The sequence below is a fragment of the Methylophilus sp. 13 genome (assembly GCF_015354335.1).
Taxonomy (GTDB): Bacteria; Pseudomonadota; Gammaproteobacteria; order Burkholderiales; family Methylophilaceae; genus Methylophilus; species Methylophilus glucosoxydans.
Window position 1 is genome coordinate 486339 of record NZ_JADKYR010000003.1, and the last position, 25190, is coordinate 511528.

22 protein-coding genes are annotated in these 25190 nt (G+C 52.4%); 11 read left to right on the forward strand and 11 right to left on the reverse strand.

Annotated elements, in window-relative coordinates; all coding sequences use genetic code 11:
* From INP77_RS10165 to INP77_RS10185, 5 genes are all read right to left on the reverse strand, one after another.
* The gene (locus INP77_RS10165; protein WP_194748902.1) at positions 1-453 is read right to left on the reverse strand and encodes a DoxX family protein; all 453 of its coding nucleotides are present in this window, start codon (positions 451-453) and stop codon (positions 1-3) included.
* Positions 437-2167, reverse strand: coding sequence for a DUF692 family multinuclear iron-containing protein (locus tag INP77_RS10170; protein WP_194748903.1), 1731 nt, complete (start codon positions 2165-2167; stop codon positions 437-439). The genes INP77_RS10165 and INP77_RS10170 overlap by 17 nt, the downstream gene beginning before the upstream one ends.
* Before the next feature lie 72 nt (positions 2168-2239).
* Complete coding sequence (locus INP77_RS10175) at positions 2240-2509, reverse strand: hypothetical protein (protein WP_194748904.1); 270 nt, start codon at positions 2507-2509, stop codon at positions 2240-2242.
* Positions 2510-2672: 163 nt separating this feature from the next.
* Positions 2673-4169 carry an SH3 domain-containing protein gene (locus tag INP77_RS10180; protein ID WP_228518852.1) on the reverse strand — a complete coding sequence of 499 codons (1497 nt, stop codon included), beginning with the start codon at positions 4167-4169 and terminating at the stop codon, positions 2673-2675.
* Positions 4170-4171: 2 nt separating this feature from the next.
* Positions 4172-5470 carry a prohibitin family protein gene (locus INP77_RS10185; protein WP_194748905.1) on the reverse strand — a complete coding sequence of 433 codons (1299 nt, stop codon included), beginning with the start codon at positions 5468-5470 and terminating at the stop codon, positions 4172-4174.
* A gap of 254 nt (positions 5471-5724) precedes the next feature.
* Between INP77_RS10185 and INP77_RS10190 the strand changes: the two genes are divergently transcribed.
* The 5 genes from INP77_RS10190 (at position 5725) to INP77_RS10210 (ending at position 11325) form a co-directional block, all read left to right on the forward strand.
* A complete protein-coding gene (locus INP77_RS10190) occupies positions 5725-6423 on the forward strand; it encodes a response regulator transcription factor (protein ID WP_194748906.1) in 699 nt (232 codons plus the stop codon).
* Between the two features lie 39 nt (positions 6424-6462).
* Positions 6463-8571: a sensor histidine kinase KdpD gene (locus INP77_RS10195; RefSeq protein WP_194748907.1), complete on the forward strand. Its 2109-nt coding sequence runs from the start codon at positions 6463-6465 to the stop codon at positions 8569-8571.
* Positions 8572-8615: 44 nt separating this feature from the next.
* Entirely contained in the window at positions 8616-9479 is an 864-nt protein-coding gene (locus tag INP77_RS10200) for a bestrophin family protein (RefSeq protein ID WP_194748908.1), read from the forward strand.
* 133 nt (positions 9480-9612) lie between these two features.
* The gene (locus tag INP77_RS10205) at positions 9613-10941 is read left to right on the forward strand and encodes a chloride channel protein (protein ID WP_194748909.1); all 1329 of its coding nucleotides are present in this window, start codon (positions 9613-9615) and stop codon (positions 10939-10941) included.
* Positions 10942-11088: 147 nt separating this feature from the next.
* A complete protein-coding gene (locus INP77_RS10210) occupies positions 11089-11325 on the forward strand; it encodes a DUF2789 domain-containing protein (protein WP_194748910.1) in 237 nt (78 codons plus the stop codon).
* 77 nt (positions 11326-11402) lie between these two features.
* On the opposite strand, the gene INP77_RS10215 is transcribed toward INP77_RS10210, so the two are convergent.
* The 3 genes from INP77_RS10215 to INP77_RS10225 are packed head-to-tail and all read right to left on the reverse strand — an operon-like array spanning position 11403 to position 17037.
* Complete coding sequence (locus INP77_RS10215; RefSeq protein WP_194748911.1) at positions 11403-14504, reverse strand: efflux RND transporter permease subunit; 3102 nt, start codon at positions 14502-14504, stop codon at positions 11403-11405.
* Positions 14501-15652: an efflux RND transporter periplasmic adaptor subunit gene (locus INP77_RS10220; protein ID WP_194748912.1), complete on the reverse strand. Its 1152-nt coding sequence runs from the start codon at positions 15650-15652 to the stop codon at positions 14501-14503. Before INP77_RS10220 ends, INP77_RS10215 begins: the two co-directional genes overlap by 4 nt.
* Complete coding sequence (locus INP77_RS10225; protein ID WP_194748913.1) at positions 15649-17037, reverse strand: TolC family protein; 1389 nt, start codon at positions 17035-17037, stop codon at positions 15649-15651. Before INP77_RS10225 ends, INP77_RS10220 begins: the two co-directional genes overlap by 4 nt.
* Positions 17038-17255: 218 nt before the next feature.
* On the opposite strand from INP77_RS10225, the gene INP77_RS10230 reads away from it, so the two are divergent.
* The 6 genes from INP77_RS10230 to INP77_RS10255 all read left to right on the forward strand — a co-directional run bounded on the left by INP77_RS10230 (position 17256) and on the right by INP77_RS10255 (position 23948).
* A complete protein-coding gene (locus tag INP77_RS10230; RefSeq protein WP_194748914.1) occupies positions 17256-18164 on the forward strand; it encodes a hypothetical protein in 909 nt (302 codons plus the stop codon).
* 201 nt (positions 18165-18365) lie between these two features.
* Positions 18366-20471 carry a 5-histidylcysteine sulfoxide synthase gene (gene ovoA / locus INP77_RS10235; RefSeq protein WP_194748915.1) on the forward strand — a complete coding sequence of 702 codons (2106 nt, stop codon included), beginning with the start codon at positions 18366-18368 and terminating at the stop codon, positions 20469-20471.
* Positions 20468-21688, forward strand: a complete 1221-nt coding sequence (locus INP77_RS10240; RefSeq protein WP_194748916.1) for a MalY/PatB family protein — start codon at positions 20468-20470, stop codon at positions 21686-21688. The genes ovoA and INP77_RS10240 overlap by 4 nt, the downstream gene beginning before the upstream one ends.
* Before the next feature lie 31 nt (positions 21689-21719).
* Positions 21720-22469 carry a tetratricopeptide repeat protein gene (locus INP77_RS10245; RefSeq protein WP_194748917.1) on the forward strand — a complete coding sequence of 250 codons (750 nt, stop codon included), beginning with the start codon at positions 21720-21722 and terminating at the stop codon, positions 22467-22469.
* A gap of 14 nt (positions 22470-22483) precedes the next feature.
* Entirely contained in the window at positions 22484-23575 is a 1092-nt protein-coding gene (locus tag INP77_RS10250; RefSeq protein ID WP_194748918.1) for an ADP-ribosylglycohydrolase family protein, read from the forward strand.
* Positions 23576-23633: 58 nt separating this feature from the next.
* Complete coding sequence (locus INP77_RS10255; protein WP_194748919.1) at positions 23634-23948, forward strand: hypothetical protein; 315 nt, start codon at positions 23634-23636, stop codon at positions 23946-23948.
* 89 nt (positions 23949-24037) lie between these two features.
* Here the strand turns inward: INP77_RS10255 and vapB are convergent, their stop codons facing one another.
* From vapB to INP77_RS10270, 3 genes are all read right to left on the reverse strand, one after another.
* Entirely contained in the window at positions 24038-24238 is a 201-nt protein-coding gene (gene vapB, locus INP77_RS10260) for a type II toxin-antitoxin system VapB family antitoxin (protein WP_194748920.1), read from the reverse strand.
* Positions 24239-24415: 177 nt separating this feature from the next.
* The gene (locus tag INP77_RS10265) at positions 24416-24826 is read right to left on the reverse strand and encodes a putative toxin-antitoxin system toxin component, PIN family (protein ID WP_194748921.1); all 411 of its coding nucleotides are present in this window, start codon (positions 24824-24826) and stop codon (positions 24416-24418) included.
* On the reverse strand, positions 24819-25067 hold the full coding sequence (locus INP77_RS10270) for a type II toxin-antitoxin system Phd/YefM family antitoxin (RefSeq protein ID WP_194748922.1): 249 nt from the start codon (positions 25065-25067) through the stop codon (positions 24819-24821). The genes INP77_RS10265 and INP77_RS10270 overlap by 8 nt, the downstream gene beginning before the upstream one ends.
* Positions 25068-25190 lie beyond the last annotated feature (123 nt).

Consider the following 25190-nt stretch of genomic DNA (forward strand, 5'->3'; position numbering starts at 1 on the left):
TTAATGCTTTTTGTAGCGCCGCTCCAGCCAATGATCCAGCGAAGCCTTGCCTGCCCCGCAAATCGCCAGCCAGGTAAATACGGCAAAGTAAGTCGCCTCCTCAAAGCCGAGCAAGGTTTCCAGCGAATCGATATCGGCCAGTTTTGCCGAAATAATCGCTACCACCATCACCACCGCCAATGCCCCGCCACAAATACGCGTCATCAAACCCAGAATCAGGCCCAGCCCACCGAAAAACTCCCAGCCCGCCACAAATGGCGTCATGAATTCTGGGAAAGGGATGCCCCAGCTTTGAAAGTTCTCAATAATGGCGGGTAGGTTATTCAGCTTGCCCCAGCCCGTGAGCATAAAGGTGTAGCCCACCACGACGCGGGCGACCAACGGGCCCAGCCATTCAAAATGCGCAGCCACTTTTTTCGGCCAAGCGATCAATCCCTCAAACAAGATATGCATGTGTTTCCTCCTTTTGCAGATGAGTGGTGTCAGCCGCGGTAGCGTCAATCGTCGCCGCCACCTGCGTTGCGGCCAGCAAGCCGTTTCTCATCCATTTTGAAAAATAGGCCATGACCTCGGGGCCTGCTGCGTCATCCAGACCAGCTAACGCCTCGCCCACGGTCGCCCCGCCAAACAAGGTACTGAGTAATGCGAACTCCTGCGCCTCCAGCGTCATGCGCCAAACCACATCCTCATGGCGATACACCACCAGATACTCGTCAACGGCTTCGTCCATCGGCGTCGGCACCTCGTCCATCACGGCCTGATAGTATGCATTCACACCGTGGCTAAAGTGTGCCAGTGATAATGCCGCCCTGGGCATCAGTTGCAAGTCCATCAATCCATCCGGCGTGAGGCCATGTAGCTGCGAAGCTTCCAGCACAGGCGTTTCAGCCGGGTCCATCATTTGTGCGACCAGCGTTTCCAACTGGCAGAGCGCATGGGCAAAACCATGTTTAGGCAGCGCAATTTGAATAAACGCAGGCAGCTTAAGTGCAAAGCGGCCGATATTAAAATGGTCTGGTTGCACCGCCGCAATAAAATCCCACAGCAGCCGGTCAAAGACTGGCGGCGTTAAATAATGCGCCAACACCGGATAATCTTCGGCCACCACGTCAAACAAGCGGTAACGGTACGCCTCGGTATACACCGACAACTGTGCCTCTGGCACAAACTCGGCCTTGGCGCGTATCCACTCTGCCGGACGACTGTCCATGCGATCGCCCAGCACAATGGCTTGCTGTAAGTGGGTTTGCGCCTGCAGTAAAGACGGTTGCATGGCTGGGCTAGATGCCTCAACCGGCTTGGCTATGTCTGGCAAGGCATAGGCGCTAGCCTGGCTAGCCACTTGCCGGGCTTTCTCCAGCTCCGCGGCCAACACCGGAAATTCCGGGATCTGGTCATCCCACTCAATCATGGTATTCGGCACGCGGCCAGCCCGGTTCACCACATATTGGTACAGCCCCCACACAGCCTCCGTCACATGGTCATCGTGGGTATCGACGATGTGACTGCCTTTGTTGCGGTGCCCCGAAAGATGCACCTGAATCACCCGCTCCATTGGCAAGGCATCCAGATAGGCTTGTGCATCCAGCCGGTGGTTGTAGCTCGTCACATAGACATTATTCACATCGAGCAGCAAATGGCAGTCCGCCGCTTGCGCCATGGCCGCAATAAACTCGGCCTCTGGAATGGTGGAATGCTTGAACTCCAGATAGGTAGACGGATTTTCGAGCGCGATTCTGCGGCCCAGCCTGTCCTGCACCTGGCAGATACGCTGCACCATATGCTTGAGCGACTCTTCGGTGTAGGGCAGCGGCAGCAAATCATGGGTATTTTTATGTGCCACGCCAGTCCAGCACAGATGATCCGACACCCAGGCCGGTTGCACCCAGTCAATCAGCGCCTTGAGCTTGGTCAGGTATTCAGAATTCAATGCATCCACACTGCCGATGGACATCGACACACCATGCATGACAATCGGGTATTGCTCTTTGATACGCGCCAGGTTGCGCTTGGGCTTGCCGTCGGTATCCATAAAATTTTCCGAAATAATTTCGAACCAGTCCACCGGTGGCTGATGTTCAAAAATATACGGATAGTGCGTGGGCCTGAGGCCCAGTCCAAAGCCCAGATGGGGTAATGCATTGGGTAAGGGATTGGTCAGCGGCATGACAACTCACTCCTTGCAAAGCAGCAGGGCCACTGCCCCGCCGCCTTGAGACGATTCAAGAAAATGACCAGCTTACTTACTGCCGTCCGTGGCGCATGAACCATGCCCTTTACACGCATTCTTGCCATCACCGCCCTGGCCTTTACAGGAATTTTTGCCTTTGCATGCATGCTTCTCTTTACCGTCAGCAGTTTTGCAATTGGCCTTTTCCATCTTGGCGTTATCTTTGCCATTGCAGCCAGACTTGCCTTCATCCCCAGCAAATGCCGGGCTTGCACTCATCACCGTTGCAGTGAACAAACCTAACAATGCTGCGCTGGCCAATTTTTGAGTCGTTTTCATACTATCTCCTAAGGATTCAATTAAAAAGTTAAACAGAAAATGTGTTCTGTCACCCTTAGTCGAGGCAAGCAACGCGGCCTTACAGATTTTTTGAAAATAATTTAAAAATAGTTGAGTGCTTACAAAAGGCGGCCAGAGCGGCCTGGTTTTACTGAATGATCGTCTACCTCACGCTTAATGTCGTATTTTTCCAGACAGGGTCCTGCCAGCGTTGAAACGGGCCAAGTATTGTTGGGTCTGATGCCTGACGCTCAATGTTTAAAGCATCAAGATTCACTACTTCAAAATTGTGCTTATATTTACCTTCACCCCTACTCTCACGAGCAACCAGCATTTGTTTGCCACCGGGGACCCAGCCTGCAAATTCTATATAGCCTAATAGAGGACTAGTTGCCGCAGGCGGCAGCACACTCAGTACCCAGCCATGGTTTTCTTTGCGAAATACCCACATTTCGCGCCAACCTTGCATAGGTTGCACTGCAACAACGAGTGCATTTCGTTCGCGATTGATTGATACCGAGTTTTCCCATACCAATCCGTAAGTGCACTTTGCCGCCAGCGGTGTCTTAAGGTCATGTTGTCCATCTGTAAGTGATACACAGGTTTCGCCAGGTTGTCCGCCAGAGGTCAAGAGTGCCAGCGTGTTATGATCATGCTTATCAGCAACACTAAGAGGCTGGGCTGCCAGGCGGTTGGTATTGACCAGTATTGCCGTATCGTTATACAAAGGCAAATCATCATCCGGCAGTTCATTTTTATTCACACTGGCGAACGCACGGATGGATTGTTGTGCCAACGCTGCCGCAGCTGTATTAATACCAGAGAGTTTTAAGGCTTCCGGCGCCGTCTGCAGACGACTACGCGCATACGCCAAATTGCTCAATATCATTGCCCGACGCATCTCTACCCGATTCTTCAGAAATACGGGCAAATCTGTAGTATTCACATGGGCCAATACGTCCAGTCGCCACATATCCGTCTGAGTGCGTGCAATCGGTTGTAGACTGGGATCCATGCATTCAGGCTTGGTCAAGCTCAAAGCCGCGTTTGCAATCTGTAACGATGTTGCCTTCATGGCAAGCACTTGCCGATATGCTTCGCCGTCATAACAAATCTGTACCCCGTTTGCCAATTCGTAACTCTTAAACTTGATACCATACTGCGCAGCGACATCCAGTTGGGCAGATAACGTCGTCGCTGCAGATTTGCTCAATGTAGCCGCCGATGAAGCCCGACGGGCAAGCTTGTCTGCAAAATAGCCAATCGACTCCAGTACTTCCGTACCATGACTGCCATTCACTTCGTCAGCTGGCGCAGCCTTGATATAAGCTGCAGCAAGAGCAATGCCTAACGTTTCTGCGCCAGACACGTCATGAACATAACGGATCACGGATAGGAGTTCTGGCGCTTCAGCACTTTCAAACTTGGTCATTCTCACCTGATCAGCACGGATATAGCCTGCACGCTCACGTTTGTAATCATAGACCTGCAGGTAATCCATGCGCGTTCCCCGCACCTCTACGACCTCACCCTGCCACAAGGTTGCCTGTTGATTGGCAGAATCACGTGGTGCAGAGCGCAGTGCTACCGGATTCTGGGTAATAATCGCGCTGGAAAGCGCTGTCGCGGTTGCCAGTGATGCCAAGGTGGTGATTGCCATGATTACTCTGCCTCATTCTCAGACTGCATGTTTGTGACGACTGTTTGAGAGGATTGTGTACCTGTGCTTTGATGATTTCCACCTATCAACGCGCTACCGATAAAACCGCCATCGGCTGGGGGTGGCGCAATAATCACCTGTATGTTGTCAGACAACTTGTCTGCCAGTGCTTTCTGAATCAGGAGTGGATGCTTGGTCACCAATACGCCTTCACGCTCCATTTGTTCGGCATTCACCTTGCCTAACCGCTCCATGCGATAAGCCTCTGCATCTGCCAACTTCTCACGTGAATTCGCTTCACCAACCGCCTCAATTTCACGGGACTTGGCATTGCCCTCAGCGAGTCGAATCCGACTCTGTTTATCGGCTTCTGCCTCCAACTGCCTTTGTTCGATTTGGCGCTGTTTGAACGGAAGAATATGCTTCATCGCATCTTCCTGCGCTTTGGCCGCAATAATTTGCTCGTTGGCAGCGGCCTCAGCAGATTTTTCACGGCGTACTTTTTCTGCACTCGCTTCGAGCTCGGCCTCTTTCACACGCTTGTCTTTAAGCTCTAACGTATAGCGCATTTTTTCACTGGCCAACTCTTCAGCCAACAGAGACTCCATACCACGCCGATAATCTGCTGGAAGATCTATCTTGCCAATTTGAACTGACTTGAGCACGATGCCATCCGCAGCCAACTTTGGCTTGAGTTCGGCTTCAATCATTTTTTGAATCGTCTGTCGTTTGCTGGAAAAAATCTCTTTTACGGTGTACCCAGAGAATGTTTTATAGACGATGCCTTGAACCGCAGGCTCTACGATTTCCTGGCCAATGTTATCTGGTAACTTTTTAGCCATAGCATCAACCTTACCTGTATCTACGGCATAACGCACAGCGAGGTCTACACCCAAAGAAAGTCCTTCTAATGATTGTAACGGTGAAGGTCCGTCGGCATGACTCATATCTTTAGGTCGATAAGTTTGGTCGCGTAAGGAAAACACCCTCAAGTCATGAATCATTGGTAGGACAATTACGCCTCCGCTGCGAAAAACAGTGTCTTCGCCAGTTAAGCGATTGGTACGTACGCCGACCCCGCCTGCTGGCAGCCCTTGCATCAGTGGATGGGTGTAAAGCAGAAACCCCACAGCACCAGTTGCAGCTAGCACAAGCAGGGTGCCCCTGGTTTCCGAGAAAAAGTTTTCTGTAGATTTAAAAACAGTCCAGCCAGAGCCCGCCAAAGCTGCCCCTGAGTCTTGAGAAGACTGACTGAAAGCCTGGCGAATAGTATTTCTCATTTGTTTAATGCGATTCAACATGATGTCTCCCTTATGTAAAAATGGCTTTTTGAAATTTCGTCGGTGTTTTGATGACGAATCCATGGCTGCTATTTTTCACATTTCTCGCGGAAGACTCTATGCGTGCGTATGCCCAATCTACTCACAAAAGCGCTGTAAATCTTCATGTCGCGGAAGAAAAACTCACACCACTTTTATCGTTTAGCACGGATAATACCCAGCAATAGATGCGGATACCGCTATCCCTTCACCGTGATACACCTTGGGAGCTGTCAATGACCAAAGTTGCTGTAATTGAAGACGATGTACCCACGAGCAATCAGCTGGCGGGTTGGATCAAAGCAACGAAACCAGATATCCAGATTGACCAATGGTTTAATCGCGATGATGCTGAGGCCGCACTGGCCAAAGAGCGCTATGACGTCGTGCTTCTTGATATTGAGCTTGGGCGTGAGCGTAATGCAGGGGTTGCCATTATTAACTCCATCAATAAGCAATATCAGGGTACACCGGTACTTGTCGTCTCTGCCATGCCTGCCGCGATTTACCGCAGTATAATGAAAGCGCTGGACGCATGGGATTACCTACAAAAAACCACGTTCGAAGAATCCGACTTCGTCGAAACTTTTCTGGATATTTTACGCGTGGCCAAAAGTCAGAAGGAAAGCGCTCAAAAACAAGTTGCCGTGGCGCCAGACGAATTGGTCCTGGATCCACTGTGGCAACGCACGCCTATTTGGCGTGGGGAACGCATCAATCTACCGCTGACTGCACAACGCATTCTTGCCACGCTGTATCAGCAGCGTGGACAGGTAGTATCCTACGACCAGCTATTCGATGTGGTAAAGAGTGGTCGTAACCGCGACAATGTCCGCAAACACGTGAGCACTATCCGCGATGCTTTCCGGGACCTAGACCCTGACTTCAACGCTATTGAAAACATCCCCATGCGCGGATTCCGTTGGGTCAGCTAGCCATATGCTACTGAATATCATCAGGGCTAAAAGGTCGATATGCGATTAGATTTAAACAGCCTGTCAGTCCCCAAGTTAGGCGTCTCGTCCCTTCGTGGTCGTTTGCTACTACGTGGTGCATTTCTGTTCCTGATTATTGCCACCTTGTCGTTGGCGCTCGTGTTAATCAAAGAAGAGAAGCTGCGTAGCCACCAAACCTATGCACAAGGGATGGAAAAAACCTTATCCGGAATCATCGCGCGCCTCCGCCACCCTTCTGGTCAGCTAGCATTGCTAAATCCAGGCAAGCAAAATAGAACCCTTACCCCGCTAAGCCCATTGTTACTACCTTATGCAGCACTTGATTTTGATGATCAGAATAAGGCGCAACAAGCAGTGGAAATTGCAGGCTGTCTGACACATTATCCCAATCAGGGCGATGTCTGTGTCGCCATCGGTAACAATCCCTATGCTGGCGGCTTTATCTATATTGTTGGTAATTTCATAAGTGGTGAACTGGTCGGGCATGAGCGTGGTGCGCTAAACCTTTCCAATGTACACCGGGCAAGGGTGACCCTCACAATGCGAGGTGAAACTATGCGATGGATTGCGCCGTATGAAGCCATTCAGCCAACAGATGCCAACCTAGTCAGGGGACGGTTGACCGGATTTGTTGACCATGGTGACTTGCTGACACCAAACGCAAAACCTGTTCGTGACTTTCGAGGCTGGCTGTGGCAGGGCAAACAATGCCTCCAGGAATCAAGTGACCATTGTCGCAAGGCCTCCTTTTTCTCTATCCGTTTACCAGTAGAGTCCTTTAGAAGGGGCCTGTTTGAAAAATCTCTACCTATCTGGCCTCCCAAAGACCTTGAACATATACTGGTAAGGGTGGAGATTTTACCGCCCGAATCTGAGCAGCCACTATTTGATAGCAATCGGGCTGGCGCAATTCCTCCCTTTGCATTAAATGATCTTGAAGACACACTGCATGCTGGCGAAACACTGCGCATACGCAGACTAGGCGAGGCCAATGACATTATTCATATCCGCGCAAAACTGGATCATATGGAACACTCATCTCACTGGATCACGCGCCTCATTCAACACTTGCCAATGAATAGAGCAGCGGGAGGGAAATCTGAAACTCCACCTGTCCTTACCGAAACCATACACACTTCAAGAGGAAGCTATGAGATTGTCCTCTCTGGTGATACCAGATTTATTGACCGCAGCCTGAGCGCTGTTGTTAGCAGACTTTCATGGTATGTAGGTGCCATGTTGAGTGCAATAGCCCTCGCATGGCTATTAATTGAAGTCAGTTTTTTACGGCGCATAGCCACCCTGACTAAACGTGCAGCAACCGTGTCCTATAACGTTCAGGATCATCAGAATGCACAAGTTGAGCAGCGTATTAGCATGCTGGACGTATCAGACCTCCGCGGCTCTGATGAGCTGGGCATTCTAGCCGGTGGTCTGTCAGATCTGTTGCAACGCGTCAAAGACGATGTACAGCGTGAACAAATACGTGCACAGCAGGAACGCGACATGTGGCATGCCGTCGGCCATGAAATCATGTCGCCGTTGCAATCATTAATGGTGCTACACCCAAATGCAGAGGATAACAGCCATCGCTACATCCAACGGATGCAACAGGCAATTCGTGTATTGTATGGTAGCGCCTCACCTAGCGAGGCCCTGGAAATCGCAAACCTGCACGTTGATGTCATAGACCTCAACGAATTTCTGACCAAAATTGCTGCTAACGCACATTTTGTCGAAGTAGCAGACGTTGTCTTCACGTCATTATCCGAAAGCGTTTTAGTTAGAGCCGACGAATTCTCACTGGAAGATGTTGTAACCCATATTCTTACCAACGCCAATCGCTACCGCAAAGCAGGCAGTCCTATTACCCTTAGTCTGGAGTTGACCGACACCAACGCCATTGTGAGTATTTCGAATCAAGGGAGCCATATTGCCCCTGACATGCTGGATCGCATCTTTGAATACGGTGTTTCTGATGCCTTATTAACTGAGCAAAATGAGCATCGTGGTCAAGGACTGTTTGTTGTTAAAACGTATATGGCGAAAATGGGCGGCACCGTAATTGCAACCAACCATACTGAAGGTGTCAGCTTCAAATTGAGCCTGCAGCGTGTCAACAGCTGAACAGATCACTGTCGGAAACCAACACACTATCATTTAGCGCACTTATGATTCAATACAACCCCAAAGACTGGCTGACCTTCATCTTTCGTTTTCACGAGTCAGATACCTTCCGCCAACTGATGCCGATGATGCTGCTGATTGGCGCCTATGCCGGAGGCGTCGCCTATCTTGAAATCGAATACTGGAAGCTGGCCGACAGCAGCCATGTCAAAAATCTGTCGCTTATACATACCACCGTCGGTTTTGTCTTGTCCTTGTTGCTGGCCTACCGCACCAATACCGCCTACGACCGCTGGTGGGAGGGCCGCAAAGCCTGGGGGTCGCTGGTCAATAACAGCCGCAATCTGGCAATCAAGCTATCGGCTTACCTGGGCGATGACCACGACCGTGATTTTTTCAGAAAAATTATCCCCACTTATGCCACCGTGCTTTCCCAACACTTGATGAATGCCGAGGTGAGCAAAATGCTGTTTGAAGGGCTGGATCTGGACATTGACCACCATGAGCACCACCCGAACCAGATCGCCAAGCGCATTTTTCAACAAGCCAACTTGCTTTATACTTCAGGCAAAATCAGCGGTGACCAGTTTTTTATCATTCATGACGAACTCAAAGCCTTCACCGAAGTGTGCGGGGTGTGCGAACGGATCAAAAACACGCCCATCCCCTACTCTTATAGCGCGTTCATCAAAAAATTTATTTTCTTCTACGTGATGACGTTACCGTTCGGCTTTGTGTTTAGCCTGGGCTATTACGTGATCCCGGTGGTGGTGTTTATCTTTTACGTATTAGCCAGCCTGGAGCTGATTGCCGAAGAGATTGAAGACCCGTTTGGCACCGACACCAATGACTTGCCTACCCCCAAAATGGCGGCAAATATCAAAAAGCACGTCGAAGAGTTACTTTAAACGTCATAACAAGTATTTATGCTCATCATATTTGTTATGATGTAAGTGCATTCTGTTAAAGCCTGCGCTCATGAACTTAAGTTTAGTGCATCGCGCAAGCCCCCACTCCCGGTAAACTGGCAGCGATACCTCCATGCTGAACGACCTGAAAAATATCCTCGCCTCCATCAAAATGACTGATGTGCATCTGTGGCTAGGCCGCCTGATCATCTGGTCTGCGGCCATCATCACCGGGCTGGTCATTGTGTTGTTTGCCCGTGCCACCGAGTATGCCATCGCCTGGTTTGATCAGATGCAATCGGCGCTCTGGTGGCTACCGCTCATCGTCATGCCCGTGGTAGGCATTTTTATAGTCTGGGCGACTAAGCGCTGGTTCGCCGGCGCTGCCGGCAGCGGCATCCCGCAGACCATGGCGGCGCTTTCATATGAAGAACACCAGCCGATTGGCCATTTGGTGTCGATCAAAATTGCGATCTCCAAAATGTGTCTGGTCATCCTCGGTCTGGCCGCAGGCTTTTCCGCAGGCAGAGAAGGGCCTTCGGTGCAGGTGGGGGCCAGCATCATGCATGCCTTTCGCCGCTTTTTGCCGCAAACCTTTCAAATCGACCCTAAACACCTGATTCTGGCCGGCGGAGCCGCGGGCATTTCGGCGGCGTTCAATACCCCGCTGGCAGGGATTATCTTTGCCATAGAAGAGCTCAGCCGCAAATTTGAGCAAAGAACCAATGGCGTGATGATTTCGGCCATTGTCTTGTCCGGGCTGGTTTCGATTTCATTGCAAGGCAACTATACCTATTTTGGCAGCCTGAGCGTGAGTCCGATTGATACGCAAATTTTGCTGCCCGTGCTGATTGGCGGGCTGGTGTGTGGCGTGTTTGGTGGTATCTTCAGCAAAACCCTGATTGAACTCACAGAAAACCTGCCAGGCAGAATCACCCGCTTGCGTACCCGCCACCCGCTGTACTGGACGGGCTTTTGTGCGCTGCTGGTAGCCGGCCTGGGCATAGTCAGTCATGGTGCGGCCAATGGCTCAGGGTATTCACTCACCAAAGCCATGCTCAATGGTTCCATCAACGAAACCTGGTACTACCCTGTGGTCAAATACCTCTCTACCATCTTCACCTATTTAAGCGGGATCCCCGGTGGCATTTTTGCCCCGGCCCTCTCCATAGGCGCAGGCATAGGCTATGACTTAGCCAGCATTTTTCATTACCACCACCTCACCATTGCTTTCAGTGCCTTGTGCATGGCCGGCTTTCTGGCCGGCGTAACACAAGCGCCCATCACCTCGTTTATTATTGTCATGGAAATGATAGACGGGCATGAAATGGTGATCAGCCTGATGGCGGTGTCACTGATTGCCACCGTCACCTCGCGCATCTTCAGCCGCCCGCTTTATTCGGTACTTGCTGGCCAGTTTACCGCGGGCCCGCCAGATCAAAAGCGGCTGGATCACCCCTGAGGCCAGGCAGCCGTCAGAGAACCACTAGCCGACCAAGTTTCGGCGTAGACTGGTGACCTCAATGACCGCGCACGCAGGCAGGCGAATCGTTTGCCCGCCTCACAGATGCCGTGCTTAGTCAACCTCACAACGTCAGGAGTCCGCCTTATGGAAGCGTCACTACACAGCCTCAACAATCTGTTTGCCCAACTCGGCTTGCCGAATAGTGATGCCGAGATTGAACAGTTTATCCACACGCATCGTCAACTGGCCGGCACCATTTCACTGGCGGATGCCCCGTATTGGACACCGGCGCAAGCCGCTTTTTTAAGAGAAGAAATATTGAAGGATGCGGACTGGGCAGAGGTCATCGACCAGCTGAATGCCAGGCTACATGCCAAATAAGGCGGAATGACTGTGCGGCTAAGCCTGTACAGCCTCTGATAAAAAAGCCGCAGTAGGCGGCTTTTTTATCAGGCATCTCATGCCAGCGCGGATGCAGTCTCTGGCTTGGTATGTCTGCCATGCAAGGCCTGATACATCACCGGCAAAATAAACAGCGAAATCACTGACGAGAAGAACAACCCCCATACGATTACCGTCGCCAGCGGACGTTGTACATCCGAGCCCAGCCCCGTCGCGAGTGAGGCGGGCAGCAAGCCCAAGATCGCGACCAATGAGGCCATCATGACTGGCCGCATGCAAACGCTGGCCCCCTGAATAATCGCGGTATGCAAGGCCTGCCCCGGCGTTGAGTAGTTTTTAATGGTTTTAACCATGAGTACCCCGCTCATGATCGACACCCCAAACACGGCGGCAAAGCCAACCCCGGTAGACACATTCAGATGCATGCCGCGCATGAACAGCGCCAACAGCCCGCCCGCCAGCGCGGCGGGCAACACAGACAACACCACCAGCGTATCTCGATAGGATTTAAAAAAGAAAAACAGGATGGCAAAGATGATGGCCATGGTCAGCGGCACCAGCACCTTGAAGTGGTTGGCAGCACGGTCCAGATTTTCATACATGCCGATCCAGCTCATGCGGTAGCCGTTTGGAATCACCATTTTTTGTGCCAGCAACTGTTGCGCTTCGGCGACGAAGCCTCCCTGATCGCGGCCACGGATGTCGCTGCGCACGGTGATTCTATGCTTGCCATCACCGCGGGCGATAATCGTTTGCCCATCTACCACACGGATGGTAGCGACCTGCGACAGCGGGATCGTCACGCCATCGGTGTTGGTCACCGGCAAGCGTTCTATGGCATTGACAGAGCTGATGGCCGCCTTGTCAAACTTGGCCACAATATCAAACCTGCGCTCGCCTTCGTAAATCACGCCCACGGGTGCACCGCCAATCGCATTATCAATAAACGCCGAAAGATCATGAATATTGACTTTGTAGCGCGCGCACAAGGCACGGTTGGGCGTAATCACCAGCTGCGGCTGCGGCCCCTCCTGCTCAATGTTCACATCCACCGCACCGTCCACCGTTTTCAGCCAATCCTCAGACTGCCTGGCCAAGCCCAGTAACACATCAAGGTCTGGCCCGGAAAACTCCACCGCCATATCGGCCGAGGTGCCGTTAGAATCTTCTGTCACACTATCGATGATGGGCTGGGTAAAGTTGAATCGGGTGGTTGGAAACTCATTTCTAAATGCCTGCCCCAGGGCAACAATCAACTCGGCCTTGGTGGCAAACTGCTGCCAGCGCTCATGCGGTTGCGGCACAATCATCATCTCGATCCGGCTTGGCGGATACGGGTCGGTGCCGCTGTCATTGCGGCCGGTCTGAATGGTGGCATACTTCACCTCCGGGTACTGCAGCGCAATTTCGCGCAAGCGCTTGCCAAACAGTGCGGTCTGCTCAAGCGATGTCCCCTCCGGGAAATTGGCGCGTACCCAGACCACGCCTTCATCCATATATGGTAAAAACTCACTGCCGATTTTGGGCACCACCCACACCAGCAGCAAGATCAGGCTGGCAAACACCGCCAGCAGCGTTTTCGAGGCATGGCGCAACAAGTGCGTGATGCCACGGGTATACCACTGATTCACGCGCTCGAGGACTGGGTTGTGCCGCTCCTTGAATCCCTGTTTAAAGATCATGGTCGCCAGCACCGGCACCACAAAGAATGAGAATAAACTGGCACCTATCAATGCAAAAATAATGGTCATGGCCATGGGCCGGAATAACAAGCCCTCAATATGCGTGAGCGAGATCAGGGGCAAGAAGCCACCAATAATCAGCAAAATTGAAACGAATACGGGTTTTTCCACCTCCAGCGTGGCATTGAGCACCGTGAGCTCCACCGATGGCGGATCCGCGACATGATTGCGCTCATCCAAACGTCTGGCTATGTTTTCAGAAATGATGATTGCCCCATCCACCAGCACACCGAAATCAATCGCACCCAGTGACAGCAAGCCAATCGGGATATCGGTCAAATACATCACCAGCAAGGCAAACACCAACGCCACCGGAATGGTCAGCGCCACCAGAATAGCCAGCGAGGGCCGTCCAAAAAACAAGAACAGCACCAGCAACACCAGCGCAATGCCTAACACCACGCTATGCGTCACCGTATGCAAGGTGCTGTTGATCAGCTCACTGCGGTCATAAAACGGCACCAGCTGGACGCCCTTGGGCAGCATGCCATCGTTCAGCTCCTGTATCGCCTGCTTGACCCTGGCCAGCACCTCAGACGGGTTTTCGCCTTTTCTGAGCAAGACGATGCCTTCGACAGATTCATCCACCGTATTCTTGCTAAAAATCCCGGCCGGAATCTTTTTGTTGATTTGCACACTGGCCACATCGCGCACGTAAATGGGCTGGCCATCGATATTCTTGAGAAAACTATCCTCAATATTTTTCTTGCTCTTGATCGCACCTTCACCACGAATGACAAACGACATACTGCCTCGCGACAGCAGGCTGCCGCCCGAGTTGGCGTTGTTTAATTGCACCGCCTCAATCACATCATTCACCGACACATCGTAGCGACGCAATTGCGAGGGATTCAGAATAATGCCGTACTGTTTCTCATAGCCACCGAAATTGGTGACCTCGGCCACCCCATCCGCCCGCAACAATCTGGGGATCACCACCCAGTCATTCAGGGTGCGCAACTGCACCAGGTCGCTGCCCTCACCGCCGGTTAATTGATAGCGCACCATCTCCCCATACGCCGTCGCCAGTGGTCCCAGCTCGGCCTCAGCCCCCGGCGGCAACGTAAACAGTGACAGTTTTTCCTGCACGCGCTGCCGCGCCCAGTAACTTTCGGTGCCTTCCTTGAAAATAAGCTGAATCACCGACAAACCAAAGATGGTCCGCGAGCGGACGGTCTCCACATTGGGGACATTTTTCATCAGGATTTCGAGCGGCACCGTGACCTGGCGCTCGACATCCTCGGGTGCCTTGCCCGGAAACACCGTAATGATCTGCACCATTTGCGATGAAATATCCGGATAGGCATCGATTTTCATGCGCGACAGGGAATACAGGCTCAACAGACTCAGCGCCACCAGCCCGCCGATGACGATCCATTTGTACTGCAATGCCTCGCGAATCAATTTCGCCATCATGATGCAGCACTCTCGTCCGCATTCACAATCTCTACCGCCTTGATGGCCAACGGCTTGAGCAAAATGGCGCCATGCGCAATGATGGTGTCGTGTTCTCGCAGCCCGGACAGGATTTCAACCGATTTACGATCAAAATTATCGCCGATGGTCACTTCCACCAGCTTCCAGGTATTCGGCTGGCTCAAGACAAAGACATAATCTTTTTTATTGAGATGAATCAGGGCCTCATTCGACACCAGCATTTTTTTGCGCTGTTCAGTGCCTAACTGGATATCGGCAAACATGCCGGGCCTGAGCTGATGCAGACTGTCCTGCAGCGCATAGTAAATGCGTAAGGAACGCTTCTCAAATGACACCAGCGGAGAAATACTCGCCAGCTTGCCTGCAAACGGTTTATCCGCATTGCCGTAAAATACGGTGGTCAGGGCCTGGCCCGCATACACCTTGCCGGCATTCATTTCAGGCACATCGCCCGCCACCAACACTTCATCCGCCTTCAGGCGGATCAATAAATCAATGTCTATGCCCTGCTGAAACAGCTGACGTTCTGCATCCGCACGGTTGTTTCTTGCCTGGTTTAAAGCGCTCTGAATATCAAACAGCGCTTTCTGCCCTTCCAGCTGCGCCTGCAGCAAGTTGGCTTCGGACAAGCTCAAGTCTCTGGCAGCTTCTGTGCCGATATCCACCAGTTTTTTCAGGCGTTCCACCTCTATCCGTTGCGAGTGCAACTTAGCCTCGTTCAGCTCGGCAGTTTTCTTGTACTGCTTGCTCAAAAACTCGATTTCATTGCCATCGTTTTTCCAGTTGGCATACAAACTGGAGATTTGCTGATTGATGAACTCATACTGCTCATCGTCGGCCGCGCTGGTCGGTTTTCGTTTGGCAATAATGCTGCCTGTCACGGTCAAGTCCGGCAAACTGACCGCTTGCAGTTGCAGCTGCTCGCGCAGAATCTTGCGATTAAAGGTAGAAGCCGGATCAATCAGGATTTGCCCGTTCCGCAACAGCGTCACTGCCTGCCCCTGCTGGGCCGGTGCCGATGCGACCGCAGGCTTGACCGAGCGTGTAGCCATGTAATAGAGGCCGGCACCTACTATTCCCAACAACACCAGTGCAACCAGGGCGCCCTTTTTTTGTAATTGACTCATTTTAAAACCTGCTTCCCAATGGCTGCATTCAAGGCGTAGAGCGAATGCCAATAGTTGGATAACGTCATAATGTGTACGCGATTGGTTTCGCGGTAGTTTCTTTGCGCATCCAACAACTCGAACAGACTCTTGCCGCCCAGCGCGTAAGCCGCTTTCATCTTGTCACGGATCACTTTAGAAACACCCAGCTTGGTGTCTGCCTCATTGACCAGCACCAGATAAGAAGCGTCATAGATGTGGTAATTACGCTCGATTTCAGACCTGAGCTCAATCAGCTGCGTATCCAGATCCAGCTCACTCTGTCTTTTGAGTGATTTGGCCTTGGCAATATTGCCCTGGTTGCGGTCAAATACTGGCAACGAAACATCCACGCCTATGCCCCAGGCATTCTGATCCGGGAAACCAATCGCCTCTTTCTGAAACTGGCGGGTCACCCCCAAATGGGTCACCACCGAGGGATAAGCCTTGACCTCTTCAAGCTCGATATTGCCGACTGACTGTTCGATTTGCCGCTTTAGCATGGCGATATCCGGCCGGTTTTCCTCGGCCATCTGGATCAAATGCTCAGGATCACTGATCGGCTGCGGATGATCAATCTCCAGGCTGCCAACCACGTGGATGACTTTGTTCTTTTGCATGCCAAGAAAGGCCTTGAGGCGGCTGATGGCATTTTCCACAGCCACCCGTTTGGCGCGCAACTCGGTTTGGCTGGAGAGCAAAGACAAATTCACTCTATCCAGCTCGATAGACCCGGCCCCGCCGATTAACACCCGTTTTTCCGTCAACGCTTTCAGGGCCGCCAGCTCGGTGAAATCCTCCTGCGCCAGCGCTTGCAGATTTTGCGCCTCCAGCACATCGTAAAAAGCTGCAATCGCCCCAGCAATGCGCAACCGGATAGTGTCATTCACACTCGCCCTGGCCACCTCCACTCCGAGTTGGGCAGCACGCATCTCAGCCGCACGCTTGCCAAACACAAACCAATCAATCGGATATGCCACCCCGAGATCAAACTGCGGAGGGCCGCCTTGGCGATTGACGTTAAAAGACTGATTCAGCGGCATCAAGGTATTAGAGACGTTCATCACCGGGTTAGGCGGCAACTTGGCCGTGACCAGGTCCGCCTCGGCCTGATAAATGCCTTCCACCGCAGACTTGATTTGCGGGTCTGCCTGAAGTGCGAGATAGATGGTTTTGTTGAGATCGAGCGCCGTGTCTTCCAGCTGCTCAGCAGCCAGCGGTGAATGATTTTGATCGGGTAACCGGGCGGAGAGGCCGTCTTTGACAAAAGCGGGCGGAGCAATAACCTCCGCTGCAAAAGCAGGCATCTGCACGGCTGCCAACAGGAGCAGTAACAGCGGTCGGAGATGCGGAAACAATGACTTCATAAAGGCGGCATTTCAAATGTCGTCCATCATGAATCCATTTTGTGAAGGATTTATTACAACCGCCTAAAATGCCTGGTTTTCATGCCTAAAGCGCCTTTGCATGCCAGCCAGCATCGTAGCGAGATTGCAAGCCTGCAGCACTCATACAATCAGTGCGCTGACACCCTTGCAGAAAAACGGTTGAATGCTCACTTGTACCACACTTAAAATAGGTCACTATGATCGCCCGCTACGACTACAATCTACCCCCAGCACACAGCATCGTAAGGTTGCAAAACTTAAGCGTCACCGAGCAATCCCGGCTGCTGCCACAAGTGTTTGCCCTTGCCCGCGAGCAATACCCGGAATGGCCCGCAGAGCAGTTGCCTAATTGGCTGGCTGCCTTGGCGGGCGGCAATGCCAACGGCACCAAAATGGCTGTGTCGGTGGTGCTGGATGCGCAGGGTGAAGTCGCTGCCGCCAGTGCGCTGGAGCTGTATCGCAACGGCACCGCCATGATCAACTACAGCCTGGCCCGAAAAAGTGTCGAGCATGCTAGTGCCGAGCGTGATAGTGCCAAGCATAGTAGTCCCGAACAGAGCGCCGCGCTGATTTACGCCGCGACCAAAGACATGGCGGCGGGTATTCAAGCCTTGCAGGCACAAGGCGAACCCATCCACTTTGTCGGCAAAGAGCATCATTTGCAAAGCCTGCGCGCGATTGCAGGCTATTATGCGGTGGGCCAGGTGCCGATTGACGGCCCGACCTCTTTGCTCATGCGTGAGGTGAAATATTACGAGGTCGCCTATGGTGACCCGAAACAAGTTGAAACTCAGGCCAGAATAGACCATGCACTCATGCTGGCTGACCCTAAAGCAGGCTATGCCGAGGAAGAGAATGTGCACCTGTGGCTGCTGGGTGACTTTATCCCCAGCGCGCCCAACAAGCCCTTGGCCGAATCGCTGCGAGCGCTGGCAGACACCTATGCCCAAGAGCACAGCATCTTCCGCGAAAAAGACATACGCTTAGACCCTGGCTACAGATCGCTACACCAGCTGGCTGACCATTTGCCAGCAACGGCCACCTATCAACAAGCCGTGCAGGCCTCGGCGGTGGGCGCGGCGCAATGGCTGGGCTTGATTGAATAACAGCCTTGCCACCGTTTGCTGCGCACCCTATCCATCGCTACGACACAAATGCGTATCGTGCATTCAAATTGAACCAATCATTTCAAATGCTATTCAATAAACAAGCGCTGCCTGGGGATTTACATTCCCCCTGTGTGCGCTTATTTTCCAATCTCTAAAGATGCGCTTGATAGACAGGCCACGAAACCGATCACGACAGACATGACCAAACCTCCTCATCGCAGCCTTCTACTCAGCCAGGATCACACATCGCTCACGCGTGAGCAGATACGGGCTTATTTTCATGAGACCTCAGATGTCTATGAAGCCTTGTTTACGTTACTCAGCAACGAGCAAGCGTACTACGTGAAACCCATTGCGCTGAGACATCCGCTGATTTTTTACTACGGCCATACCCATACCTTTTTTATCAACAAGCTGATTCTGGCCGGGCTCATCACCGAACGCGTGAATCCCAGGTTTGAGTCCATGTTTGCGGTCGGCGTCGATGAAATGGGCTGGGATGACGTGAACGAAGCCCACTACCAATGGCCAACGCCAGCGGAGGTGAAGGCCTACCGTGCACAGGTGCGCGAAGTGGTTGACCAACTGATCATGCGCCTGCCTTTTGAGCTGCCGATGGATTGGGAGAGCCCGTGGTGGCCGATTCTGATGGGCATTGAGCATGAGCGCATCCATCTGGAAACCAGCTCGGTGCTGATCCGGCAACATGCCTTACAGTATGTTCGCCCCTCCCCCGCATGGGCACCCTCTGCTGCGCGGGATGTGGTCGCCCCTGAAAATCGCTTGGTGCCTATCCCGGCGCGTGAAATTGTGTTGCGCAAGTCAGATGCGTATTACGGCTGGGATAACGAATACGGTCAATTTCACGGCCACTGCCCAGCCTTTGAGGCGGCCCAATACCTGACCTCTAATGCCGAGTTTTTACGCTTTGTGGAAGCGGGCGGCTACCAGGCCAAGGCCTACTGGCAAGAAGAAGGCTGGGCCTGGCGCACCTATACGCAAGCCGAGCATCCCACGTTTTGGATCAAACAAGCCTCCGGCTGGCAACTGCGCCTGCTGACGGAAGAAGTCGACATGCCATGGAGCTGGCCGGTAGAAGTCAATTACCATGAGGCCAAAGCGTTTTGCAATTGGCTGTCGGCACAGCTGGGCAAACCAGTGCGGCTGCCCAGCGAGCAGGAGTGGTATAGTCTGTATGAACATGCAGGCTTGTCCGACGCCCAGGTCACCAACGGCCATCTTGCCAATCTGTTTTTAGACCATGGAGCATCGTCTTGCCCGGTCAACCAGTTTGCGCATGGTGAGCTGTGTGATGTGGTGGGCAATGTCTGGCAATGGACAGAAACACCCATTTTTCCGTTTGATGGCTTTAAAGTACACCCGTTGTACGATGACTTTACCACCCCGACCTATGATGGCCGCCATAATCTCATCAAGGGCGGCTCCTGGATCTCAACGGGCAACGAGGCGATTAAAAGTGCGCGCTACGCCTTTCGCCGACATTTTTTTCAACATGCAGGATTCCGCTATATTGTGACTGATACCCCCGTAGAAAATAACAGCTCGTATTACGAATCTGACAAGCAGCTGTCCGAGTATGCCGAATTTCATTATGGTGACAGCTATTTTGGCGTACCCAACTTCCCCAAAGCGCTGAGCGATTATGCCCTGCAGCATTTGCAAGCCAAACCAAAACGCACCGCACTAGATTTGGGCTGTGCCACCGGCCGTGCCACTTTTGAGCTGGCCACACAGTTTGAGCACGTCACCGGTATAGACTTTTCTGCCCGCTTTATTGGCTTGGCGTTACAAGCGGCCGAGCAAGGCGTGTTGCGTTACACCATGGTCAATGAAGGCGACTTGGTCAGCTACCAAGAGCGCACACTGAGTGCCTTAGGCTTAGACCAGGTGGTCGACAAGGTGGAATTCTGGCAGGGCGATGCCTGCAACCTCAAGCCTCAATTCACCGGCTACGACTTTATTCTGGCCGCCAATTTAATTGACCGGCTCTATCGCCCACGCCAGTTTTTGAGCACCATTCATGAGCGCTTGAATATCGGCGGCGTACTCATGATCACCTCGCCGTATACCTGGCTGGAAGAGCACACCCCACGTGAGGAATGGATAGGCGGCTACAAGCAAGATGGCGAAAATGTGACCACGCTGGATGGCCTGAAAGCGCTGCTAAGCCCGCACTTTACACTCATGCAAGCCCCGGTAGAGATTCCGTTTGTGATTCGTGAAACCCGCCACAAATTCCAGCATACGCTGTCAGAAGTGACGCTGTGGGAGCGCGTGCGTTGAGCAGCCGCTTTGACCAGCCCATCGCGCGTGAAGGTAGCGGCGCATTAAAATACGATGGCCGCCAGCAGACCTTCGGCACCACCGAGGTCATGCCCATGTGGGTGGCCGATATGGATTTTGCCGTGCCCGCAGCGGTGACCGAGGCGCTGCAAGCGCGCATCGCCCATCCGGTGTTTGGCTATTCCCTGGCACCCGATAGCCTGTATCAAGCGCTGATGGATTGGTTACAAATCAAGCACGGTTGGCAAGTCCAGCGCGAATGGATTGTGCTCACGCCCGGCGTGGTGCCCTCGCTCAACCTGGTCGTCGCGGCCCTCACCGCCCCCAACGACGGGGTGATCGTGCAACCACCCGTGTATTTTCCGTTTTTTTCAGCGGTCACGGGCCAGCAACGGCGTTTGCTTGAAAACCCGTTGCGCCTAACCTCCGATCACGCAAACCAGCCGCAATACCAGATGGATATGGATCACCTGACGGCGTGCGCGCAACAGGCGCGCATGCTGCTGCTATGCTCACCGCATAATCCGGTAGGTCGGGTGTGGCAAACGGCAGAAATGGAAGCCATTTTAAGCATCGCTAACCAGCACGACTTAGTTGTGCTCTCCGACGAAATCCATGCCGATTTAGTCTATGCAGAAGCGCAACACCAACCGCTTAGCCGTTTGGCCATGCAAGCCGAAACCACCGAGCAAACCGCGTTGTCCCACCGCGTGATTACCGCCGTCTCGCCCAGCAAAACCTTCAATATTCCAGGCCTGGGCCTTTCAGCCTTGATTGTGCCAAACACCGCGCATCGGCAAGCCATTCAACGCCAGCTCAACACGCTAGGCCTCTCAGTGACCAACCCACTCAACATGGCCGCCTTTGAAGCGGCCTATCGCGGCGGCAGCAACTGGCTAAATGAGCTGATGCCTTATCTGCAAGCTACACGCGATGCGGCAGTGGCGTATATTCAGGCAGAGCTGCCCAGTATCAAAGTCATCGTTCCGCAAGCCACTTATCTGCTATGGCTGGATTGCCGCGCCCTCAATCTGCATAACGCCGCATTAAAACGCTTTTTTATTGAAGAAGCACAACTCGGCCTCTCGCCCGGTGCGATGTTTGGTCATGGCGGCGAAGGGTTTATGCGCATGAACATAGGCACCCCCCAGGCCAACGTGCTCGCGGCGCTGGCGCGATTAAAAGCCGCCTTCAGCCGTCACGGTCTCTCAACTTAATTACTCCCCTCACCACACGCTAGGAACAGCCATGACGCAAGCAGCTAAAACAATGTTGGCGCAGTTATTCAGCAAAGCAATCTCCACCGCATTGATGCTGTGCGCGCTGTGTGCATCCAGCCTCGCGCAGGCAAACACGCTAGAAGAAGCCAGACAGAAGCTACTGCAAAAAGACTATGCCGCCGCCCACGCCATTTATCTGTCGCTCGCCAATCAAAACGATGCCAAAGCCTGCTACAACCTGGGCATGATGTCGCAGAACGGCGATGGCGTGCCCAAAAGCATGGACGAAGCGGTCAAATGGTACACAAAATCGGCTGAGTTGAATTACAAAGAGGCCCAGTACACACTGGGCTCACTAGTGTTTCAGCGACAGATTCAAAGCATTAGCTACCCGCAAGCGGTGGCCTATTACGAGCAAGCAGCCAAGCAAGGTCATGTGAAATCGCAGCTCAATTTAGGTATGCTGTATTTGCGGGGCGAAGTGATTGCGCAAGACATGCCCGCCGCCGTGCACTGGTTAAGCCTGGCCGCCAGCAACAACAATAGTGAAGCCCAGGGCTACCTGGCCGAGCTTTACCAGCAAGGGGCCGGCGTGGAGCAAAGTACCCTCAAAGCGGCAATGTGGTTGATATTGGCAACCCAAAACGAAGAAAAACGCCTGGTGAATCGCCACAGCAAAATGCTGAATTATCTTTATGCTCAAATGAGCGAGGAGCAAAAAGTCGCTGCCACCCAATTGGCCACGCAATGTAAAAGCCAGCAACTGCAAGGCTGTTAAACAAGGATCACACGATGCCAATCACCACCCTTCAACGTGCAGACCGAATGCGCGGCGCCCTCTGGGGGATGTTTATTGGCGATGCGCTGGCCATGCCCGTGCACTGGTATTACAACATCGCCGCCCTCTGGCAAGACTTTGGTCAAATTCGCGACTATCAAGCGCCCAAAGCCAGCCACCCCAGCTCCATCATGCCCCTGGCCAGCACAGGCAAGGCAGGCCGCGGCACACAAGCGGGCGATATTGTCGGCAGTGTGATTTTAAAAGGCAAAAAACAATTCTGGGGCCTGCCTAACGGCCACTATCACCAAGGCATGCAGGCAGGCGACAACACGCTTAACCTGCTGTGTGCCCGTGTGTTGCTGCGCTCCCTTATCGCCCAAGGCCAGCATGATCCCTCAGACTTTTTGCAAGCCTATGTGCGCTTTATGACCGAACCAGATCAGCACAACGACACTTATGCTGAGTCATACCACCGTGATTTTTTTGCCAACTATGCCAAAGGCGTGGCCCCGAAAAAATGTGCGGGCGACGAAGGCCATGACACCGCCTCCATCGGCGGCCTGGTGAACATCCCCATGGTGGTCATGGCCAGCGTGAAGGCGAACGACCTGGCCGCCTGCAACCAAGCCGCCTTAAGGCAACAAAACCTCACCCACAGCTCAACCGAGTTAGAGCGCCATACGCTGGCACTGAGCCAACTCTTGTTTGAAATTTTCAACTCACCACACCCTGACAACGAACAACTCGCCAGCGCTGCGGCCAGTCAATTGGGATTTCCGGCCGCTAAAGTAGTCGAACAAGTCCGCGCCACACAAAAATCTGACCTCGATGTGATAGGTGGCCTACTCAGCCCCGCCTGCTACATAGACCAATCGTTTCCATCTGTGCTCTACCTCGCCACCCGCTACCATGATGACTTTGAAAGCGCCTTGATTGCCAACACCAATGTCGGCGGGGATAACTGCCACCGTGGTGCGGTGCTGGGCGCGATTTTGGGTGCTTCGTTTGGGTTGGAGGCGATTCCGCCACGCTGGATCAAAGGCCTCACCGCACACGATGCCATTCACCGCGAGATTGAACAGTTTGTGGCGCAGTTTGCCTAAAATTTTGACTAATCAGGCGATAAAAACCATGCTTACAAAAATATTAGCAACCCTCTTTATGATGAGCGGCAGCGTTGCCTTTGCTGCCAATGACTTAAGCTTTATGACTGAAGGCAAACCATACAACGAGGTCAAGCAAACGCTGATTGATCAAGGGTGGGCGCCAATCAAAAACACCAAGATTGATCGGGCTAGTCTATACGCGCAAGAAATCTACAACATGGGCATGACAGAGGTCACCGATTGCATCTCGATGGAAATTGACGGCTGTACATTCCTCTACCAAAAAGGCAAGCAAACACTGGAAATCAAAACCATCACCAGGCAGTTGAGTGTAGAGTCTTTCCGTGTGTATAAGAAAAATACGCGGTGAATGCTTAAGGCAATTGTTTTTATGTAGCTCCCGCGCATGGTGCGTTGTATTTGAAATGAACCATGCGGCGCACTGAAAGCGAGTCCGCCCTACCGCGTTGGCATAAAATCATCGCTCACCGTCAAGTTAGCATTAAAAAAGCTATCCCAGGTTTCAGCAATCGGCGTGATAATGCGCTCGTTACCAAGTGCACGCACGTTCACCAGTTTCACATCCTTTGGCAAGCGCATTTCAGCAGGCAGGCGTACAGCTTGCGTGCGATTATTAATAAACACAGTGCTTATAGCCATCGTTCATCCCTCTCGTCAACACGCATGTAGCATTAGCGTATAGCACGAAAAATAGAGTTGCAAACCTGCTTGGGAGCCGCATGAAAGAATAGCGACCTGATCACGTCGCATGCGTCTTTAAGGTAATAAAAACGCGTAGATGTGGCTTGGCTTACAAGAGTGTGAGACCGGCTTAATTCAAAGCGCATTAAACTGTGCGGCAGTCAAAATAGAGATGCCTTGAAAAGGATGCAACACCAACAAGTCAGCATCGCCCGTGATGATCATCGATGCACCACCATTCACGGCGACTTCTAAAAATTGATTGTCTTTTGGGTCACGGCAGGCATTCACGGGATAGACAATATTCACACGTTCATACATGCGACTAAACAGTCTAAAAAAAGCTTGCCTGTCTTCAAGCGAAATATAGCGGTCAAACTTTGGGCGAGATAATACGTCCGCCAGTTCATTGAGCGTAGACTCTGACACCAGCAATACACCTCGCTCAAAAGCTTTACGCACGGCAATTGATGAAACGCTGTTCGGTAACAGCAAATAACTGATCAAAGTATTGGTGTCACAGACTACCCGTAACGCCTCACTCATTGGTCAGCAACTCGGCTAATTTGTCCTCGGTTAAGCCATTTGCCACCGCCTGCTGCCCGACACGGTCACAAAATGATTGAAACTCAGCCAGATTCAGCCCGCGCAAGCGTTGATATTCAGCGGGAGAAAGCACAATCGCAACATCACGGTTTTGACGACGAATCGTCACTGGCTCGCGCTGTGCCGTATCAATTAAAGCCGCCATATTTTGTTTAGCATCTGTTGCAGAAACATATTGCATAATCAACTCTCCTGTTTGCCTAATCATAGTACAAAATGTCTATTTTGTACATTTTGTGCAAACCATCACATTTAGTCTTGAAACTGCGTCGGAGAACAAATACGTGTAAGGCATCAACAAGTC

Excerpts from the sequence above, each read along its gene's own strand:
- INP77_RS10165 (WP_194748902.1), bottom strand. The coding sequence starts at position 453 with ATGCATATCTTGTTTGAGGGATTGATCGCTTGGCCGAAAAAAGTGGCT.
- INP77_RS10170 (WP_194748903.1), bottom strand. The coding sequence starts at position 2,167 with ATGCCGCTGACCAATCCCTTACCCAATGCATTACCCCATCTGGGCTTT.
- INP77_RS10175 (WP_194748904.1), bottom strand. The coding sequence starts at position 2,509 with ATGAAAACGACTCAAAAATTGGCCAGCGCAGCATTGTTAGGTTTGTTC.
- INP77_RS10180 (WP_228518852.1), bottom strand. The coding sequence starts at position 4,169 with ATGGCAATCACCACCTTGGCATCACTGGCAACCGCGACAGCGCTTTCC.
- INP77_RS10185 (WP_194748905.1), bottom strand. The coding sequence starts at position 5,470 with ATGTTGAATCGCATTAAACAAATGAGAAATACTATTCGCCAGGCTTTC.
- INP77_RS10190 (WP_194748906.1), top strand. The coding sequence starts at position 5,725 with ATGACCAAAGTTGCTGTAATTGAAGACGATGTACCCACGAGCAATCAG.
- INP77_RS10195 (WP_194748907.1), top strand. The coding sequence starts at position 6,463 with ATGCGATTAGATTTAAACAGCCTGTCAGTCCCCAAGTTAGGCGTCTCG.
- INP77_RS10200 (WP_194748908.1), top strand. The coding sequence starts at position 8,616 with ATGATTCAATACAACCCCAAAGACTGGCTGACCTTCATCTTTCGTTTT.
- INP77_RS10205 (WP_194748909.1), top strand. The coding sequence starts at position 9,613 with ATGCTGAACGACCTGAAAAATATCCTCGCCTCCATCAAAATGACTGAT.
- INP77_RS10210 (WP_194748910.1), top strand. The coding sequence starts at position 11,089 with ATGGAAGCGTCACTACACAGCCTCAACAATCTGTTTGCCCAACTCGGC.
- INP77_RS10215 (WP_194748911.1), bottom strand. The coding sequence starts at position 14,504 with ATGATGGCGAAATTGATTCGCGAGGCATTGCAGTACAAATGGATCGTC.
- INP77_RS10220 (WP_194748912.1), bottom strand. The coding sequence starts at position 15,652 with ATGAGTCAATTACAAAAAAAGGGCGCCCTGGTTGCACTGGTGTTGTTG.
- INP77_RS10225 (WP_194748913.1), bottom strand. The coding sequence starts at position 17,037 with ATGAAGTCATTGTTTCCGCATCTCCGACCGCTGTTACTGCTCCTGTTG.
- INP77_RS10230 (WP_194748914.1), top strand. The coding sequence starts at position 17,256 with ATGATCGCCCGCTACGACTACAATCTACCCCCAGCACACAGCATCGTA.
- ovoA (WP_194748915.1), top strand. The coding sequence starts at position 18,366 with ATGACCAAACCTCCTCATCGCAGCCTTCTACTCAGCCAGGATCACACA.
- INP77_RS10245 (WP_194748917.1), top strand. The coding sequence starts at position 21,720 with ATGACGCAAGCAGCTAAAACAATGTTGGCGCAGTTATTCAGCAAAGCA.
- INP77_RS10250 (WP_194748918.1), top strand. The coding sequence starts at position 22,484 with ATGCCAATCACCACCCTTCAACGTGCAGACCGAATGCGCGGCGCCCTC.
- INP77_RS10255 (WP_194748919.1), top strand. The coding sequence starts at position 23,634 with ATGATGAGCGGCAGCGTTGCCTTTGCTGCCAATGACTTAAGCTTTATG.
- vapB (WP_194748920.1), bottom strand. The coding sequence starts at position 24,238 with ATGGCTATAAGCACTGTGTTTATTAATAATCGCACGCAAGCTGTACGC.
- INP77_RS10265 (WP_194748921.1), bottom strand. The coding sequence starts at position 24,826 with ATGAGTGAGGCGTTACGGGTAGTCTGTGACACCAATACTTTGATCAGT.
- INP77_RS10270 (WP_194748922.1), bottom strand. The coding sequence starts at position 25,067 with ATGCAATATGTTTCTGCAACAGATGCTAAACAAAATATGGCGGCTTTA.